The organism is Kluyvera sp. STS39-E (assembly GCF_040932435.1).
Lineage (GTDB): Bacteria > Pseudomonadota > Gammaproteobacteria > Enterobacterales > Enterobacteriaceae > Kluyvera.
In genome coordinates, this window is sequence record NZ_JBFQGA010000006.1 from 388,171 (window position 1) to 404,009 (window position 15,839).

Annotated in this window: 14 protein-coding genes; 7 read left to right on the top strand and 7 right to left on the bottom strand. The window is 53.2% G+C overall.

Translation table 11 applies throughout. From position 1 onward, the window contains the following. Window positions 1-11: 11 nt before the first annotated feature. The 3 genes from AB4K05_RS15890 to gap form a co-directional block, all read right to left on the bottom strand. On the bottom strand, window positions 12-1,094 hold the full coding sequence (locus AB4K05_RS15890; protein WP_368480891.1) for a bifunctional transcriptional activator/DNA repair enzyme AdaA: 1,083 nt from the start codon (window positions 1,092-1,094) through the stop codon (window positions 12-14). Next, complete coding sequence (locus tag AB4K05_RS15895) at window positions 1,078-1,854, bottom strand: isocitrate lyase/phosphoenolpyruvate mutase family protein (protein ID WP_368480892.1); 777 nt, start codon at window positions 1,852-1,854, stop codon at window positions 1,078-1,080. Before AB4K05_RS15895 ends, AB4K05_RS15890 begins: the two co-directional genes overlap by 17 nt. Window positions 1,855-1,974: 120 nt before the next feature. Further along, window positions 1,975-2,976 carry a type I glyceraldehyde-3-phosphate dehydrogenase gene (gene gap / locus AB4K05_RS15900; RefSeq protein ID WP_368480893.1) on the bottom strand — a complete coding sequence of 334 codons (1,002 nt, stop codon included), beginning with the start codon at window positions 2,974-2,976 and terminating at the stop codon, window positions 1,975-1,977. A 226-nt stretch (window positions 2,977-3,202) separates the two neighbouring features. Between gap and cybB the strand changes: the two genes are divergently transcribed. The 5 genes from cybB to AB4K05_RS15925 all read left to right on the top strand — a co-directional run bounded on the left by cybB (window position 3,203) and on the right by AB4K05_RS15925 (window position 7,818). Continuing rightward, window positions 3,203-3,733: a cytochrome b561 gene (gene cybB / locus AB4K05_RS15905; RefSeq protein ID WP_368480894.1), complete on the top strand. Its 531-nt coding sequence runs from the start codon at window positions 3,203-3,205 to the stop codon at window positions 3,731-3,733. A 76-nt stretch (window positions 3,734-3,809) separates the two neighbouring features. Next, the gene (gene leuE / locus AB4K05_RS15910) at window positions 3,810-4,448 is read left to right on the top strand and encodes a leucine efflux protein LeuE (RefSeq protein ID WP_368480895.1); all 639 of its coding nucleotides are present in this window, start codon (window positions 3,810-3,812) and stop codon (window positions 4,446-4,448) included. Between the two features lie 126 nt (window positions 4,449-4,574). Continuing rightward, a complete protein-coding gene (locus AB4K05_RS15915) occupies window positions 4,575-4,850 on the top strand; it encodes a metal/formaldehyde-sensitive transcriptional repressor (protein WP_052282486.1) in 276 nt (91 codons plus the stop codon). 23 nt (window positions 4,851-4,873) lie between these two features. Next, a complete protein-coding gene (locus AB4K05_RS15920; RefSeq protein ID WP_368480896.1) occupies window positions 4,874-5,992 on the top strand; it encodes an S-(hydroxymethyl)glutathione dehydrogenase/class III alcohol dehydrogenase in 1,119 nt (372 codons plus the stop codon). A gap of 137 nt (window positions 5,993-6,129) precedes the next feature. Then, window positions 6,130-7,818: a methyl-accepting chemotaxis protein gene (locus AB4K05_RS15925; protein WP_368480897.1), complete on the top strand. Its 1,689-nt coding sequence runs from the start codon at window positions 6,130-6,132 to the stop codon at window positions 7,816-7,818. A 151-nt stretch (window positions 7,819-7,969) separates the two neighbouring features. Here the strand turns inward: AB4K05_RS15925 and AB4K05_RS15930 are convergent, their stop codons facing one another. Beyond that, window positions 7,970-10,345, bottom strand: a complete 2,376-nt coding sequence (locus AB4K05_RS15930) for a glucose/quinate/shikimate family membrane-bound PQQ-dependent dehydrogenase (protein ID WP_368480898.1) — start codon at window positions 10,343-10,345, stop codon at window positions 7,970-7,972. A 425-nt stretch (window positions 10,346-10,770) separates the two neighbouring features. On the opposite strand from AB4K05_RS15930, the gene AB4K05_RS15935 reads away from it, so the two are divergent. Next, window positions 10,771-11,691, top strand: coding sequence for a lipopolysaccharide core biosynthesis protein RfaZ (locus AB4K05_RS15935; RefSeq protein WP_368480899.1), 921 nt, complete (start codon window positions 10,771-10,773; stop codon window positions 11,689-11,691). Between the two features lie 67 nt (window positions 11,692-11,758). Here AB4K05_RS15935 and AB4K05_RS15940 read toward each other — a convergent pair whose 3' ends face one another. The 3 genes from AB4K05_RS15940 to pcaH form a co-directional block, all read right to left on the bottom strand. Beyond that, window positions 11,759-12,682 (bottom strand): LysR substrate-binding domain-containing protein, encoded by a 924-nt coding sequence (locus tag AB4K05_RS15940; RefSeq protein WP_368480900.1) that lies wholly within the window; start codon window positions 12,680-12,682, stop codon window positions 11,759-11,761. A gap of 213 nt (window positions 12,683-12,895) precedes the next feature. Continuing rightward, a complete protein-coding gene (gene pcaG / locus AB4K05_RS15945) occupies window positions 12,896-13,516 on the bottom strand; it encodes a protocatechuate 3,4-dioxygenase subunit alpha (protein ID WP_368480901.1) in 621 nt (206 codons plus the stop codon). Then, complete coding sequence (gene pcaH / locus AB4K05_RS15950; protein WP_368480902.1) at window positions 13,513-14,253, bottom strand: protocatechuate 3,4-dioxygenase subunit beta; 741 nt, start codon at window positions 14,251-14,253, stop codon at window positions 13,513-13,515. The genes pcaG and pcaH overlap by 4 nt, the downstream gene beginning before the upstream one ends. A gap of 227 nt (window positions 14,254-14,480) precedes the next feature. Here pcaH and AB4K05_RS15955 point away from each other — a divergent pair, with 227 nt between their 5' ends. After that, window positions 14,481-15,824 carry a VOC family protein gene (locus AB4K05_RS15955; protein ID WP_368480903.1) on the top strand — a complete coding sequence of 448 codons (1,344 nt, stop codon included), beginning with the start codon at window positions 14,481-14,483 and terminating at the stop codon, window positions 15,822-15,824. Window positions 15,825-15,839: the final 15 nt, after the last annotated feature.

A 15,839-nucleotide genomic window follows, 5' to 3' on the forward strand; every position in this document is an offset into this window, starting at 1 on the left:
GACTGCCCGCGTTATTCTTCCTGTTCGAAAACGGCTTCCCGTTGCGGGATGGCGAACATTTTCTCGTGTTCTAGCAGCCAAGCTTTGCGCGCCACCCCGCCGCCGTAGCCGGTCATACTGCCATCTTTGCCTATGACACGATGACAGGGGATGACAATGGCAATGCGGTTGGCTCCGTTTGCTGCGGCCACGGCGCGGGCGGCGGTGGGCTTATTCATCGATTCGGCCAGTGCCTGATAATGGGTGGTGCGCCCACTGGGAAGCTGGGCCAGCGCTTGCCAAACGCTGCGCTGAAAATCGCTCCCCGGCGTATCCAACGCAAGGGTAAAATCACGGCGTTGACCGGCAAAGTACTCACCAATTTCCTGCTCGGCTTGGCGAATATGCGAATTGGTACCGGCGATAATCCTGGCGCGTAACAAGCGTTGCAGATCGCTAAATTCTGTTTCCAGCATTCTTCGGTCGACAAACTCCAGCAGACATACACCGCGCTCGGTAGCGCAAACGAACATTGGCCCAAGCGGGGTGGTAAAACGGTGAATTAGGATAGTCTGCTGATGCTCAACTGGGGAGTGCCCGGTCAGCTTTTTGCAGGTATAGCCGAAACCGCTAAGCGACTCGTAACCGCTATCAAAAGCGACGTCGGTAGCGCTGCGTCCCGCTTTCAGCTCCTGCAATGCCACGTTAACCCGCTGCATGCGTTGAAACGCCTGAAAGGTCATGCCGTGATGCTGTAAGAACCAGCGCCGTACCCGTTCAGGGCTAATCCCATGGTGGCGCAGCAGACTATCGCTAACCCGCGCTTTGGGCGTTTGACGTACCAGGGCTAGCGCCTGCTCGATGAACGGTGGCGCTGAACAGGCATTTTCGGTGGGACGACACACTTTGCACGGGCGAAAACCGGCGTCCAGCGCCGATTTGAAAGTATTAAAAAACTCCACGTTTTCCCGCTTCGGTTTACGCGCCCGGCAAATGGACAGGCAAAATACCCCGGTGGTTTTGACACCGACAAAGAAAACGCCGGTATATTCCGAAGCGCGTTCAAGTAGCGCCTGATACCACGTATCACACTGGGCGCTATCGGTGATTTTCATCGGCGAAAACTCCTGTAAAGGATTGCTGTTGGCGAAGGGTTAACAGTAGTTCGTTTAGCCTGTTTTGTATCGCGCAATGTAGCGCATTGCCCATAGAAATGCGTCGCACGCCGAGTTTGCCCAGCTGGGCAAAGTCCGGCAGAACGGGCACAGCCATGACATTTAGCGGCAGCGAAGTTTGATTCACAATAGCGGCGATGTCATCAGGGTGGGTGACACAGGGCACAAAAATACCGTCAGCGCCGTGTTCTGCATAACGCATTGTGCGAGTTAAGGTTTCTTCACGGGCGTTGGCAAGTCCGAGTAAAAAAGGGTCGGTGCGAATGTTAAGAAATAATGTGCAGCTCTGGGCGGTGAGTCCCTTGCGGATGCTTTGCAGGCGGTTAGCAAACAGCGCGGCATCTTCAAGCTCGCGTTTACCGTTGCGCACTCGGCTATCTTCCAAATTAACACCGACGACGCCGAGTGCCGCCAATCGCAGCAGGTTTTCGACCACGCCGTCTGGCGTCTCGGCGTAGCCCGACTCCATATCGACGTTCAGCGGCAACGTGCTGGCAGCACGGATCCGGCAAACCATAAAGTACAGTTCTTCAAAGGTAAGGCTTTCGCCATCCGCATATCCGAGCATAGTCGCGATGGCCGCGCTTGAGGTGCCAAGTGCCTGATAACCTGCCTGGGCGGCGGCGCGGGCGCTGCTCGCGTCCCAAACGTTGGCAAGAAGCAGTGGGGAGGCTTGATAATGCAGTGCGGTAAAATCCATGGTGATCTCCGGTTGTGGGGGCAAGCGGAGTGTGCCGCGAGGCGATGAATACTCACAACCGAAAATTGGACGACCATTTTTGGGCGGAAAAGCGGGGGAGTGGCATCCCCCGCGAGGTGATTACATTTTGGCGTACTTCTCAAGCACGCGAATGAGTTGGGTCACAAATCCGTATTCGTTATCGTACCAAGAGACCGTTTTCACCAGCTGCAGATCGCCTGCCTCACTGACTTCGGTCTGGGTGGCGTCAAAGACAGAACCAAAGTGGCTGCCGATAATATCGGAGGAGACAATCTCATCTTCGGTATAACCAAAGGATTCGTTGTTCTTCGCCGCGTTTTTCATCACCTGATTGACTTCATCGGCGGTGACTTTTTTACTGAGAATAGAGACTAACTCGGTGACCGATCCGGTTTTGGTCGGTACGCGTTGGGCGTGGCCTTTCAGTTTACCGCTGAGCGCCGGAATCACCAGACCAATCGCTTTTGCCGCCCCCGTGGTGTGCGGAATGATGTTTTCAGCCGCGGCTCTCGATGCGCGCAGGTCTTTGCCGCGTGGACCATCCACCAGTGACTGCGTGCCGGTATAAGCGTGGATGGTGGTCATCGTACCCAGTTGAATACCGAAAGCATCGTTCAGGGTTTTTGCCATCGGCGCCAGGCAGTTGGTGGTACATGACGCGACGGAGATAATTTTGTCACTGGCGTTGAGGGTGTCATCGTTGACGTTGAAGACCAACGTTTTCATATCACCGGCAGGCGCAGAAATGAGTACTTTTTTGGCGCCAGCATCAAGGTGCGCTTGCGATTTTTCGGTTGAGGTGTAGAAACCGGTACATTCAACAATGATCTCCGCACCTTGCGCCGTCCATGGAATGTTTTTGGCTTCTTTTTCGGCATACACGTTGATGGTCTTACCGTTAACAATCAGCGCATTATCGGTGAAATCTACGCTCCACGGGAACGGACCGTAGTTCGAGTCATACTTCAATAAATAGGCCAGCACTTTCGGCGAGGTCAGATCGTTAATCGCGACCACTTCGTGACTGCTGGACACTTCCAGTAAACGGCGCAGAACCAGACGGCCGATACGCCCAAACCCGTTAATGCCTATCTTACTCATGGTGTACTCCTGTCAGTAATGGGGGTTGCCCCATACGCGTGCTTTAAAAAAACTATGATTAATAAATATGGATGATGAGTTTCACCTGTCCAGGCTTAGTTCAGCTCGCCGGGAAGGGCAACGTTATTTCGCTAATTTAATTTGTATCGATATGAAAAAGTTAATGAATTTTTAATGAAAGACGGTTACTTTGCTCTTTTGTGTTACTTTCCAGGGTGTTTTCGCGATGAACGACAAATATTCCCGCTTACAAATAGCCATTCACTGGCTGGTGTTTGGGCTGGTCGTCGTAGCCTATGCTGCGATGGAATTACGTGGCTTCTTCCCCCGTAGCGATCGGCCATTGATTAATATGGTGCATGTTTCCTGCGGCATCAGCATTCTAGTGCTGATGGTGGCGCGCCTGCTTGTGCGTCTAAAGCGTCCGGCGCCGCCAATAACCCCGAAGCCTAAACCGATGATGACCGGTATGGCGCATTTAGGGCATCTGTGTATCTACCTGCTCTTTATCGCCTTGCCGCTGATTGGTTTGGTGATGATGTATAACCGAGGCAATCCGTGGATGGCCTTTGGTCTGGTGATGCCGCACGCCGCCGAAGGCAACTTCGACCTTGTGGATACGCTCAAGTCCTACCATATTTTACTGGCTAATATTGGCTACTGGCTGATTGGCCTGCACGCGCTGGCGGCACTGGCGCACCACTATTGGTGGAAGGACAATACGCTGTTGCGGATGATGCCGCGCAAGCGCCGTTGACAAGGCTTTTAACTGCCAAGTCTGTGCGTTACCATACGCCATCGGTATTTCTTATGTTTGTGTGGAGGAGAACAGGGTGTTCGCAGATTTTGGCGTACTGAATTACTGGACCTATTTGCTCGGGGCCATTTTTATTATTTTGGTTCCGGGGCCAAATACCTTTTTCGTCCTGAAAACTGGCGTCGCGCACGGTATCCGCAAAGGGTATATGGCGGCGCTGGCGGTATTTATTGGCGATGCCGTGTTGATGTCTCTCTCCTTCGCTGGCGTGGCAACGCTGATTAAAACTACCCCGCTGTTGTTTAACATTGTGCGTTATTTGGGGGCGATTTATCTGCTGTATCTCGGCGGCAAAATGCTCTACAGCACGCTAAAACGCAAAACGGTAGGGCAGGAAGAGGAGCCAGAACCGGGCCATGCTATCTTTAAGCGCGCCTTGACCCTAAGCCTGACAAACCCAAAAGCGATTTTGTTCTACGTGTCGTTTTTCGTGCAGTTTATCGACGTACAGTCGACAACCCCAGGCTTGGCCTTCTTTATCTTGGCGGTAACGTTGGAACTGGTGAGCTTCACCTACCTGAGCTTCCTGATTGTTTCCGGCTCACTGGTCACTCGCTACGTGAAAACGCGTAAAAAGCTGGCGAAAATTGGCAACAGTCTCATTGGGCTGGTGTTTGTTGGTTTTGCGGCGCGACTGGCGACCTTGCAGTCCTAAATGTTATGGCCGGATGGCGCTATGCTTATTCGGCCTGCACGTCTTGCTAAACTCCCTTATGCAACATTAATTTTACAGCTTCTGCTTTTTTATATAGTATACCCCCCTATATTATTTGGAGGTTCAATGCCGCATTCACCTGAAGACAAAAAACGCGCGTTAAGCCGCGTTCGTCGCATCAAAGGGCAGGTAGAGGCGCTGGAGCGCGCGCTCGAGTCAGGTGAATCCTGTCTGACCATCCTGCAACAAATCGCCTCGATTCGCGGAGCGTCTAACGGTCTGATGGGCGAAATGGTCGAGATGCATCTCAAAGATGAACTGGTCAGCGGCGAAACGACGCCGGATCAGCGTGCCTTACGCATGACCGAAGTCGGTCATCTGCTACGCTCCTATTTAAAATAATCATCACAACGGAAGAGACAGCTATGAAATCACGTGCTGCAGTTGCGTTTGGCCCAGGTCAGCCGCTGAAAATTGTTGAAATTGACGTCGCGCCGCCCAAAAAAGGTGAAGTGCTGGTCAAAATCACCCATACCGGCGTTTGCCACACCGATGCCTTCACGCTCTCCGGTGATGATCCGGAAGGCGTGTTCCCGGCGGTGCTCGGGCATGAAGGCGGCGGCGTGGTGGTGGAAGTGGGCGAAGGCGTCACCAGCCTGAAGGCCGGCGACCACGTTATTCCACTGTATACCGCCGAATGTGGCGAGTGTAAATTCTGTAAATCCGGCAAAACTAACCTGTGCCAAGCGGTTCGTGCGACCCAGGGCAAAGGTCTGATGCCGGATGGCACCACGCGTTTCTCCTATAACGGTGAGCCAATCTATCACTACATGGGCACCAGTACTTTTAGCGAATATACCGTGGTGGCCGAAATCTCTTTGGCTAAGGTCAATCCGCAGGCGCCGTTGGATAAAGTGTGTCTGTTGGGCTGTGGCGTCACCACCGGTATCGGCGCAGTACACAATACGGCGAAAGTAAAAGAAGGCGACACCGTTGCGGTATTCGGCCTCGGCGGCATTGGTCTGGCGGTCATCCAGGGCGCGGTGCAGGCGAAAGCCGGACGCATTCTGGCAGTCGACACCAACCCTGAAAAATTCAAATTGGCCGGGGAGATGGGGGCAACCGATTTTATCAATCCGAAAGATTATGATAAGCCGGTCCAGGATGTGATTGTTGAGTTGACCGACGGCGGCGTTGATTTCAGTTTCGAATGTATCGGCAACGTCAACGTGATGCGTGCGGCGCTGGAATGCTGCCACAAAGGTTGGGGCGAAAGCATCATCATCGGTGTGGCGGGCGCGGGGCAGGAAATCAAAACCCGACCGTTCCAACTGGTGACCGGCCGTGTATGGCGCGGTTCAGCGTTCGGCGGCGTGAAAGGGCGCACCCAGTTGCCGGGCATGGTGGAAGAAGCGATGTCGGGCAAAATTCAGCTCGATCCGTTTATCACACACCGCCTGCCGTTGGACAAAATCAATGAAGCCTTCGATCTGATGCACGAAGGTAAATCTATCCGTACCGTGATTCATTTCGGCGATAAGTAACGCCATCAACCGGTGGGAATTATCCCGCCGGTTTTCTTATTTGTGACCCACCTTGCGTTTTACATCTTTCCTGATAAGAAATTAACGGCTATGGCCGATGACTCTCTTACTTACCTCAAGTACAAGAGAGTCTACTCATGGATAAAAAGTCGACGCAGAGTCGTGCGCAAAAGCTAAGTTTCCTCCACCACATTCGGCTCGTTCCGTTCTTCGGCTCCGTACTCGGCGGTATTTTGCTGCTGTTCGCGTTAAGTTCGGGGCTGGCGGGCTATTTTCTGTGGCAGGCCGATACCGATCAGCGGGATGTGACTCAGGAATTGCAGGTTCGCGTCGGGCTTTCGGACAGCGCCAACTACCTGCGTGAAGCACGGATGATGATGATTCATGCGGGCGCAGACAGCCGCATTGCTGAAATGGACAGCATGAAGAAAAACCTGGCGGCGGCGCAGGCCGGGATAAAGCGTTCGCAGGAAGGATTTAAACTCTACACCGACAGAGCGGTGAAAACGGCCGCGGATCTCGCGCTCGATGCGGAAATGAATCAGCGCTATAACGCTTATCTTGAAGGCATGAAGCCGATGCTGAAATATGCGCAAAATGGCATGTTTGAAGCGATTATCAATTATGAAAGCGAGCAGGCCCGTGCGCTGGATGATGGCTATAACGACGTACGCCTGAAGGTTATTGATATCCGTACCGCGCGTGCTAACCAGCTCAACGAACTGGCGCACAGCCGCACCACGCTCGGCATCATCTTTATGATTGGCGCGTTTGTGCTAGCGGTATTAATGACCATCATTACCTTCACGACTTTACGTCGCGTGGTTATCCAGCCATTACAGCGCGCCGGGGTGCGAATCGAGCAGATTGCTAGCGGTAATTTAACGGTGGCAGATGAGCCGGTTGGGCGCAGTGAAATTGGTCAGCTCAACGGCAACCTGCAAAAGATGCAGCACTCTCTGGTGAAAACGGTGGGCACCGTACGTCAAGGCGCAGAAGAGATTTATCGTGGCACCAGCGAAATCTCGATGGGCAACACCGATCTCTCTTCTCGTACCGAACAGCAGGCAGCAGCGATTGAGCAGACGGCCGCAAGCATGGAACAACTGGCCGCCACCGTGAAGCAGAATGCGGACAACGCACACCACGCCAGCAAACTGGCGGAAGACGCTTCTGGCAAAGCCTCTCGCGGTGGACAACTGGTCTCCGGCGTAGTGTCAACGATGGGGAGCATTTCGACCAGCTCGAAGAAAATCTCAGAAATCACCTCGGTGATTAATAGCATTGCTTTCCAAACCAATATTCTGGCGTTGAACGCAGCGGTAGAAGCGGCTCGTGCCGGTGAACAGGGGCGCGGATTCGCGGTTGTCGCCAGCGAAGTTCGCACCTTGGCAAGCCGCAGTGCTCAAGCGGCGAAAGAGATTGAGGGGCTTATCAGCGAATCGGTAACGTTGATTGAACGCGGGTCTAACGAAGTCGTACGCGCCGGCTCAACCATGACCGATATTGTCGATGCGGTGAAACGGGTGACCGATATTATGCTGGAAATTGCCGCTGCGTCCGACGAACAAAATCGGGGAATTCAGCAGGTGAGTCAGGCGGTGACCGAAATGGACAACGTCACGCAACAAAACGCCTCGCTGGTAGAAGAAGCGTCAGCGGCGGCAGCCTCTCTAGAAGAACAGGCGGCGCGATTGACTCATGCAGTAGGCACGTTCCGCATTGAAGGCGCTGAGCGTGTTGAGGTGGAAAAAACGAACGTGAAACCGACATTTATCCCAACGCGGCCAGCGGCTGCGGGGGCTGATAACTGGGAAACGTTCTGATTAGTGCATGTTGCTGGATGGCGGCGTAAACACCTTATCCGGCCTACAGCAAGTAGCCTGTAGGCCTGATAAGCGCAGCGCCATCAGGCAAGATTACCGCACATTTCCCGATGATAATGCCCCGTCGCCGCAAGGGTGACGGGGCTGCCATTTACTGCGAATCAGGTAACGCGTAAGCAATAATATAGTCACCGCGATCCGGCGATTGGCGTGCGCCACCGGCGTTAATCACGATGTACTGTTTCCCGGTTTTCGGTGACACGTAGGTCATTGGGCCAGACTGGCTGCCAACCGGCAGACGGTCTTTCCAAATCTCTTTCCCTGTCGCGGTATCAAACGCGCGCAGATAGAAATCCTGCGTCCCGGCAAAGAACAGCAGGCCGGACTGGGTAGATAAAGACGCGCCGAGCGTCGGCATGCCGATTGGGATTGGCATATGCATGCGGATCCCCAGCGGGCCGGTGTCTTCCACGGTCCCAACCGGCACCTGCCAGACAATTTTCCCCGACTTCAGATCGACTGCCGACATAGTACCGAACGGCGGCTTCTGGCACGGAATGCCCAACGGTGACAGGAAGCGTTCGCGCATCGCGCCAAACGGCGTCCCGTCCATTGGTACAATACCCATCTCAATGCCGCTGGCATTTTTCGCCACGTTAGCGCGTGGAACCATATAGTTCGCCAGGCCCAAACGCATGTCGTTAACGAACATCAGGCTGTTGTTCGGGTCAACGGAGACGCTGCCCCAGTTCATGCCGCCCAGCGAGCCCGGATATTGCAGCGAACGGTCAACGCCCGGCGGGGTAAAGATCCCCTGATGGCGCATCTCTTTAAACTGAATACGGCACAGCAGCAGATCAACCGGCGTGGCGCCCCACATGTCGGACTCGGTCAGCGTTTCGTTGCCGATCATCGGCATACCAACCGAATACGGCTGCGTGGGTGAATACCGTTCGCCCTGAACGTTGCCAGCCGGAGCCGGACGCTCTTCTACCTTCGCCACAGGTTCACCGGTCTCACGATTGAGCATAAAGATCATGCCCTGCTTACTGGTCTGTACCAGTACCGGCGTGGTGCCGCCTTTACCGTTAGGCAAGTCGTACAGCAGCGGTTGTGACGGCAGATCAAAGTCCCACAGGTCGTGGTGAGTCGTCTGGTAGTGCCAGCGTACTTTACCTGTTGTGGCATCAACCGCGACGATTGAGGAGCTGTATTTATCATCCAACGCCGTGCGTTCACCGGCCCAGAAGTCCGGCGTGGCGTTACCGGTTGGCAGATAGACTAGGTTCAGCTTCGCGTCATAAGACATGGCAGACCAGACGTTTGGCGTACCACGAGTGTAGGTCTGGCCTTCCGGCGGCAGGCCGGTCAGATTCGGGTTACCCGGATCCCAAGCCCAGGCGAGTTTACCGCTACGAACATCATAGGCGCGAACGACGCCTGGCGGTTCATCGGTAGAGAAGTTGTCTGCGACACGGCCGCCGACCACCACGACATTCCCGGCGACTAGTGGTGTCGAGGTTTGCTGGTAGTAGCCTGGTTTGATTTCGCCCATGCCAATGCTCAGGTCAACCACGCCGTGGTTGCCAAAGTCTTCACACAGTTTGCCGGTATCGGCATTGATGGCAATAAGCCGCGCGTCGGTGGTTGGCAGGAACAGGCGGCGCGGGCAGGCAGCCGGTTGGGTTGACGCCGTCGGCGTAGTCAGCGCCTGCGTGTCTTCAAAGTAGCCAAGACCGCGACAGCGCTGCCAGTTTGGGGCGGTCGCCTTTGCGTCATAGCGCCATTTCTCTTTGCCGCTATCGACGTCCAGCGCCAGCACTTTACTGTAAGGCGTGCAGACGAAAAGGGTATCGCTGACCTGCAATGGGGTATTCTGATCTTCCGCGCCAGAGCCATTGCTCTGTGGGATATCACCGGTATGCGCTACCCACGCCACCTGCAGTTTATTGATATTCTGCTTATTGATTTGATCCAGTGCAGCGAATCGGTCGCCGTGGGTTGTATTACCCCAATGCTCCCAGTTCTTCTGTTCTTCACCGGCGGCAACCGGCTTCACCGGAACCGCTTCGGTGGCGGAAACCAGCGTCTGCGGTTTAAACATCCACCCCATACTGCCCAACAGCACCACGGCTAAAATTGCCGCAATGCCAAACGCCGGGGCCTTGTTGTTGGTTGGTGCGTTGGACATGTACGGCCATACCAGCGCGCTCAGCGTTGCCAGCACGCCGAAAACGAACAGGCGAGAGAATAGCGGCCAGAAATCCCATCCCGCGTCGCTGATAGACCAGATAATCGAGACAATAAAGGCCAGTGCATACAGCACAATCCCGCCACGACGCTGGCGAGCAATCAGAACGGCGCTGACCACCATCACCAGTCCCATCAGCGCGAAGAACCAACTTCCCCCTACAGAAGCCAGTTTTGCCCCTAGCGCACCGATTGCTAGGCCGATTACCATCATCAGCACGATAAGAAGCCACTGTAGGACCCGGGGGAATCCTCGCGGCACGTAGCCAGTCGCCATATTGTTCTCCTTGCAAAAAGCCAAATAAAGTGGCGCGAAATGAACCAGGTGGAACTTGGTTTTCGCTATTTAGTTTTGAATGAAGCCTGAAATGGCTTCATGATGAAATCATTAGTTCATCTTAAGTACTGCATGTGAACCATTTGGTTAATTCCGGGTATGATAGATCTGTTAAAATGCATTGCGCAATTGTTAATAAATAATTTCGCATTAATTGCTTATCGGTTGCTGTAGCCTTGAGGGCATGACGCGGGGAGGTTGCGTGCTATCGCAAAGAAGTCCTAGACGAATTGCATATTTTTAATTGTCTATTTTTTCACCTGAAAACTGAGTCATTCGCATTTATTGCTTAGACAGAGCGCTATTTAGATATTATTAATCCGCATCGGAAATATGACCAATTAATATATTCAGGGAATTAACGCATGTCGGGATTACATATGTTTTCCAGATGGATTTGTAAAACAACTTACCGTCTAACGCATTCTGAAAAATACAGACACAACAAAAACCTTTGGCCTTATTTTAAAGTGGAAAGGGAACCGTTGGGGGCAATTAAAAATGTGTTCTTCAAAAAAGAAAAACTCAATACCATTGAGGTAAACCGCAATGAAAGAACAAAACCACTTTTAATTATGGCTTCTGGGCCATCGGTTAATGAGATTTCCACTACATTCTTTGACGACTACTTTGATTACATGGGGGTGAACGGAGCGGGGGCGATGGCATCGATTGCCTTTGATTGGTATGTAATCATTGATCGCAGTTTTGTCATTAATCGTATTGATTTGGTTAGAGAAATTGTATCGAGAGATGAGCTAACCCTGTTTTGTCCGTGCAAATGTCTGGAGTCGATTTGCTCGCTGATTCCGTGGGAAGCGATCCGCTGTAAATTTAAAATTATTGAAACGGTGACTGACTCGACGGTACATCAATTTCTGGGGGCAACTTATCCTATCAAAAAGGGCGATGCCCATTTTTTCTGGCATAACGGAATAGGTTTTTCAGATGATGTAAACCGCGTTGTTTTTGATTGCGGCACGGTAACCTATCCGGCCTTACAAATTGCCTGCGCGCTCGGTTATAAAGAAATCTATCTTGTGGGATTGGATATGAATAATTTCACGGCGCCAAGGTTTTATGAAAACCAGAGTGATGTGCAATCGACTCGTCTTGCAAGAGACTTCAATAATATAATAAACGCATTTATTACAGCTCAATCATATTGCGAAAGAAATAATATTCAAATAGTGAATGTTTCTCCCGCAAGCGCGGTTAACGCATTTCCCAAACTGGCGTGGAGTAAGGTTGAAAAACAATCTGTCCTCGCTTTGGCTTCCGCTTGACGGTGTAAAGCTTACCGGGCCTGCACGGTACTGTAGGCCCGGTAAGCTATACGCCACCGGGCAGATCTCAAGTTGGCATCGATTTACGTACTGCGCTCAGCAGTATCTGGGCGCCAGCCGAAAGCGGCGTGTCGACTCGCGTTAATATCCCGATAGGTTCTCCTTGGCCCTGCGTGCCAATCGGTAGCGCAGTGAGAACCCCGCGACGCAAATCATCTTTCACCGCGCCGGAGGGGACAAACCAGATGTAGTTATAGTCAACCGTCAATTGGCGAGAGAGCGACGCCGAAAGGGTTTCAATACATCCCGCTGGCATTTTGCAGCCCTGGCTTTGCAGCAGCGTTTCGGCGTTCTGCCTTGGTACCGTGCCTTTCGGAGAGACAACGACCGGCCATTCCAGCACTCGACTTAAGGTGATGTTGTCGTGCAGCAGAGGATGGTCCGGACGTACCACTAGCTTCAACGATTCAAGGAACAGGAGTTCATAATTCAGCCCGGTCATCAGTTCTGGGTCGGACATTCGGCCAATACCCAAGTCGATATCACCGGACTTCAGCGCCGCCAGCAGCATGGTGTTATTCATGGTGGCGACCTGTAAAGTCACCTCTTTTTGCTGCTGATGAAATGGGCCGATTACGGCAGGCAAAACCCCAAGGGCGGCGGTCGGCAGGGCACCGATGCGCACCACATCGTTGTTAACACCTTCTTTACGAATAAGCGCTTGGCCCGCGTTATTAAGCGCGTCGAGAACCTTCACCGCATGGGTTAAAAACTGCTCGCCGTTGAGGGTCAGTTGTGCCCCCATGCGCCCACGTTCAAACAGGCGAGAGCCGGTGAGCTGCTCGAGTTCGTTCAGCGTCTTGGAAAGCGCAGGTTGGCTTAAATTAAGGGTTTCAGCCGCTCGCCCCAAAGTTCCTTGCTGAGCGACGGCTACGAATGTGTGCAGATGGCGCAGTCGAATGCGCTGACTAAAGAGAACATTTTTTTCCATAGGCGATGTTAAAAACAGAGCGGCATCAGTGACAAGTGATGTTGTTTAAATTTGATAACTTGCTAGCAAAATATTATTAACATTTGTGCGGTTTAACAGACAAGTATTTTGTTGCATTGGGGGGCGCGGATGGCGCTTCGCTTATCAGGCCTACAGCAACCTACACGTAGACCTGATAAGCGAAGCGCCATCAGGCAGCATCACGACACCAAGCTACACATCAAAAAACACCGTTTCTTTCTCGCCTTGCAGATAAATATCGAAGCAGTACACGGTTTCGTTACCACGTTGCTCTTTGCGCCCAATCAGCGTCTGGCGGCGGACTTCCCATTCGATGATATTCAGCACCGGATCTTTGGCGTTAGCGTCTTGTTCATCGGAGAAATACATTCTGGTGTTCAGGCCAATATTGATGCCGCGCGCGACGACCCACAAATTCACGTGCGGTGCCATCAGACGCCCATCGCGGCCCGTAACTTGGCCAGGCTTGATGGTGTCAAAACGCCAGATGCCGCTATCAAAGTTTGAACAGGCGCGGCCCCAGCCACGAAAATCTTCCTCCAGCGACTTTTCGCTCTGCTGGTCGGCTATATGGTTATAACGCCCGTTGGCGTTAGCCTGCCAAATCTCTATCAGCACATCACGAACCGGGGTGCCGGAGCCGTCGAAGACGCGGCCTTCGATAGCAATGCGCTCACCCGACGTGTGGCTATTGGTGAGGGTCGGGCCAAAGTTTTTTTCAAAGATATGGAAACCTGCGGCGTCCGGCGCGAGGCCAATGTGCACGTAGGGGCCAGCGGTTTGTGATGCCGTCTCCGGCAAATAATCTTTCATCGGGCAGCCCCCTGAGTGCGGTTTTCAAATAGCGTCGCGCGCTGACCGCGCAAGACCAAATCGAAGCGGTACGCTAGGCAATCCAGAGGGACCGCCGCGTGGGTATCGAGCTCAGCTATCAGCGTGCGAATGGCGTCATCGTTATTAATGGCTTTCACAATCGGACACTGTTTAATCAGCGGGTCACCTTCGAAATACATTTGGGTAATCAGACGCTGGGCAAAAGCTTCACCAAAAATGGAGAAATGAATATGCGAAGGGCGCCAGTCGCTGGCCTGATTGCGCCACGGATAAGGACCGGGCTTGATGGTGCGGAAAAAGTAATAGCCATTTTCGTCGGTCATCACGCGACCGCAGCCGCCGAAATTCGGGTCAATTGGGGCCAGATACTGATCTTTCTTATGCCGATAGCGACCACCGGCATTCGCTTGCCAGACTTCAACCAGTGTGTTTTTCAGCGGACGACCAAAACCGTCACGCACGTAGCCGTGAACGATGATGCGTTCGCCAATCGGTAGACCTTCTTTGGCATAGTTTAGGATCAGGTCGTTATCCAGCGGGCCAAGATCCTGCTGGGAAAAGACCGGGCCGGTTATTTCAGACAAGGAGTTTTGCAGCGAGATAAGCGCGTTGCGCGGCGAACGTAATACGCTGGTTTTGTAGCCTGGGGCGTAGGCGGGTGGGTGGTTATTATAATCCCGGTGAATCACTTCTTGCGGTGACCATTTCGTGCTCATAGGTGGCTCCGTGTAGGGTATTTTATTATTGCCACAGACAGTGTGTGTAAACATATTGTTAATTTAAAGTGAATTTAAGGGGTGTTTTGGATAACTTCAGGTTATGTACAACCGAAAATTCATTTAGTAAATCAACTCAGTAGCCCGGATCACAGTTTGTAAATTCTTACCGCACAGCGTCATTGGCTTTCCTACACTGCAAATATAGTCACAGGAGACATGACATCATGGCGCACACCCTTTCGGCGGACGATATCCGGGAAGATTTTTCACAAGCAATGTCGGCTATGTACCAGCAAGAAGTGCCGCAGTATGGCACTTTGATGGCATTAGTCGCTGACGTAAACCTGGCTGTGCTGGAAAGCAACACGCGCTTACATGAGCAATTGGCGAACGCCGACGAGTTGTCGCGTCTAAACGTAGAGCGGCACGGAGCCATTCGCGTGGGCACCGCCGAGGAGCTCGCAACGCTGTGCCGGATCTTCGGCATTATGGGGATGCAGCCGGTAGGTTATTACGACCTGTCGGTGGCCGGCGTGCCGGTGCACTCTACCGCTTTTCGCCCGGTGGATGACGCGGCATTGCAGCGAAATCCTTTCCGCGTATTCACCTCATTACTGCGTCTGGAACTTATCGACGACCCTGCGCTGCGCCAGAAAGCGGCGAAAATTCTGGCTCGTCGTGACATCTTTACGCCTCGCTGTCGGGCGTTAATGGACATTCATGATGAGCAGGGCGGATTCACCGCGGCTCAGGCACATGAGTTTGTCCATGAAGCGCTGGAAACCTTCCGCTGGCATCGCCACGCGACGGTGGATAAAGAAACCTATCAGGCGCTCAATCAACAGCATCGGCTCATTGCCGACGTGGTGTGTTTCCCCGGTTGTCATATTAACCACCTGACGCCGCGCACCTTGGATATCGACCGGGTGCAGTCGTTGATGGCGGAATACGGTATCGAGCCAAAAGCGGTGATTGAAGGCCCGCCGCGTCGGGTGGTGCCGCTTTTATTACGGCAAACCAGCTTTAAAGCGTTGGAGGAACCGGTGGAATTTGCCGGTGAACTTAGCGGCACTCATACCGCGCGTTTTGGCGAGATCGAGCAACGCGGCGTGGCGTTGACGCCAAAAGGTCGAGCTCTGTACGATAAGCTGCTTGCCGAAGCGGGCGTTGGCAAAGATAACCTGACTCATCAACAGCATTTACAGGCGGTATTTAAAGCCTTCCCAGACAGTGAATTTTTACTGCGCCAGCAGGGGCTGGCGTGGTTCCGCTATCGCTTGACGCCGACCGGTGACGCCCATCGACAGGCCATTCGCCCCGGCGACGACCCGCAGCCGCTCATCGAACGCGGCTGGATTGTGGCGCAGCCGATCACCTATGAGGATTTTCTGCCGGTAAGCGCGGCGGGGATTTTCCAATCAAATCTAGGGGGCGATGCGCAAACCCATAGCCACGGCAATGCCTGCCGTGATGCCTTTGAACAGGCGCTCGGGCGCGCGGTGCTCAATGAATTTAATCTGTACGAAGAGGCTGAACTGCGCAGCAAACGGCGTTGCGGTCTGCTCTGAAACAGGTACTCTGCA